The organism is Azospirillum sp., from assembly GCF_050789165.1.
Window position 1 is genome coordinate 1 of the sequence record NZ_JBOZRT010000064.1, and the last position, 1,976, is coordinate 1,976.

Consider the following 1,976-nt stretch of genomic DNA (forward strand, 5'->3'; position numbering starts at 1 on the left):
CCGGCCCCCCAATCTGTCGGTGGGTGGGGGGGGCTGGGGGACCCGCTACCGGGACGGGGCGGTGGGGGGGGCTCCTACCCCCCGCGTCCCTGGAAGAATCCTAATTCTATGAGCGCGCTGCCCCCTCCCTAACCCTCCCCCGCTTCGCGGTGGAGGGGACTTCGCCGTTCTGCCCCCTCCACCGCCAAAGGCGGGGGAGGGATGGGGAGGGGGCAATCAGCGCATCACGCCACCAGTTCGGTCATCGCCCCGCGCATGCCCTTGGCCTCGAAGACGGCCAGCGCGTCGGCGACGCGCACGGCGAGGCCGGGGATGCGCGTCAGGTCCTCGCCCCACAGCGCCGCATCGGCCAGCAGGGCCGCCGTCAGCGCCTTGGGATCGCCGGCGTGGGCCGACCACGCCGCGCCCATGGCGGCGATCACCTCCGGGTTGTCGCGGATCGGGTAGGAGCCGGACTCGCGCGTGCCCGTATAGGTGCCCTCGACCATGGTCCCGCGGTAGAAGCGCAGCAGCGCCGCCAGCGAGAAGGACAGGCCGGCCGGCGCCTCGCCGTTCCGGGCGACCGCGTCCTTCAGGCTGGGCAGCACGCGGACCTGCCACTTCGACACCGAGTTCAGCGCGATGGAGATCAGCTCGTGCCGGATGTAGGGGTTGCCGAAGCGCTCCATGATGGTGCGGGCGTACTGCTGGCGCTCGGCCTCGGGCAGCGGGACGTAGGGGACGATCTCCTCGAACATCACGCGGTTGAGGGTGGCGGCGACGGTCGCGTCGTCCATCATCGACTTCACCGTGTCCAGCCCGGCGCAGAAGGCGGCGAGCGAGCTGGCGGTGTGGGCGCCGTTGAGGATGCGCACCTTGCGTGTGCGGTAGGGCTTCAGGTCGTCGGTCCACACGACGTTGAGCCCGGCCTTGTGCAGCGGAAACTCCTCGGCGAGTTCGGCCGGGCCTTCGATGACCCAGACGTGGAACGGCTCGCCGGCGACGGCCAGCGTGTCCTCGTAGCCCCATGTGGCGAACAGCGCGGCGGCCTCGTCGCGCGGGTAGCCGGGGACGATGCGGTCGACCAGCGTGTTCAGGAAGTGGCAGTGCGCCTCCACCCAGGCGGCGAAACCGGATTCCAGGCCCCAGCGCTTGGCGTGCGCCAGCACGATGCGCTTCAGCGTGCTGCCGTTCGCCTCGATCAGCTCGCAGGGCAGGAACACCAGACCGCTCTCCGGCGTGCCGCCCAGGGCCTTGAAGCGGGCGTGCAGCAGCGCCGCGACCTTGGCCGGGAAGCCCTTCTGGCAGATGCCGGGGGTGTAGGGCTCGTCGCTGTCGGCGATGCCGGCCTCGGTGGTGTTGGAGACGAAGAACCGCAGGTCCGGGGACTGCGCGTGGCTCAGCATGCGCTGCCAGTCGGCGTAGGGGTTCAGCGCGTCGGACACGCAGCTGACCACCCGCCGGGCCTCGACCTCCCGGCCGTTCTCGATGCCGCGCAGCAGCACGGTGTACAGGTTGTCCTGCGCCGTCAGCAGCCCGGCCACGCCCTGGTCGAGCGGCTGGGCGATGGCGACGCCGCCGCGGTAGACGCCGGCGCCGTTGGCCACGTCCACCATCCAATCGACGAAGCCGCGCAGGAAGTTGCCGTCGCCCACCTGCAGCACGGTCACGGGCAGGACGGGCGCGCCCGCCGTGTGCGCCACGTCGTAGGCGCCGCCGGCAAGCTGGTCTCGGGTCAGGGTGGGCATGGACAGGGTTTCCTTCCGGGAAGAGGGATCAGGACGCGGCCAGCGCGGCGGCCTCGCGGGCGAGGCGCTCGACCTCGGACCAGCGGCGCTCCTTGACGGCATCGGCCGGGGTGAGCCACGTGCCGCCCAGCGCGAAGACGTTGGGCAGGGCGAGGATCTCGCGGACGTTCTCGGCCTTCAGGCCGCCGGTCGGGCAGAAGCGCACCTCGGGCAGCAGCGGCGCCATGCCGCGCAGCGCCGGGGCGCCGC

1 protein-coding gene and 1 pseudogene are annotated in these 1,976 nt (G+C 72.0%); both read right to left on the bottom strand.

Features of this window, described 5'->3' with window-relative positions; genetic code table 11:
• Window positions 1-224 precede the first annotated feature (224 nt).
• A complete protein-coding gene (locus ACRWK7_RS15445; RefSeq protein ID WP_431857151.1) occupies window positions 225-1,727 on the bottom strand; it encodes a tagaturonate reductase in 1,503 nt (500 codons plus the stop codon).
• A 28-nt stretch (window positions 1,728-1,755) separates the two neighbouring features.
• Window positions 1,756-1,976 (bottom strand): annotated as a pseudogene (locus tag ACRWK7_RS15450) (bifunctional 4-hydroxy-2-oxoglutarate aldolase/2-dehydro-3-deoxy-phosphogluconate aldolase); the annotation flags it as partial.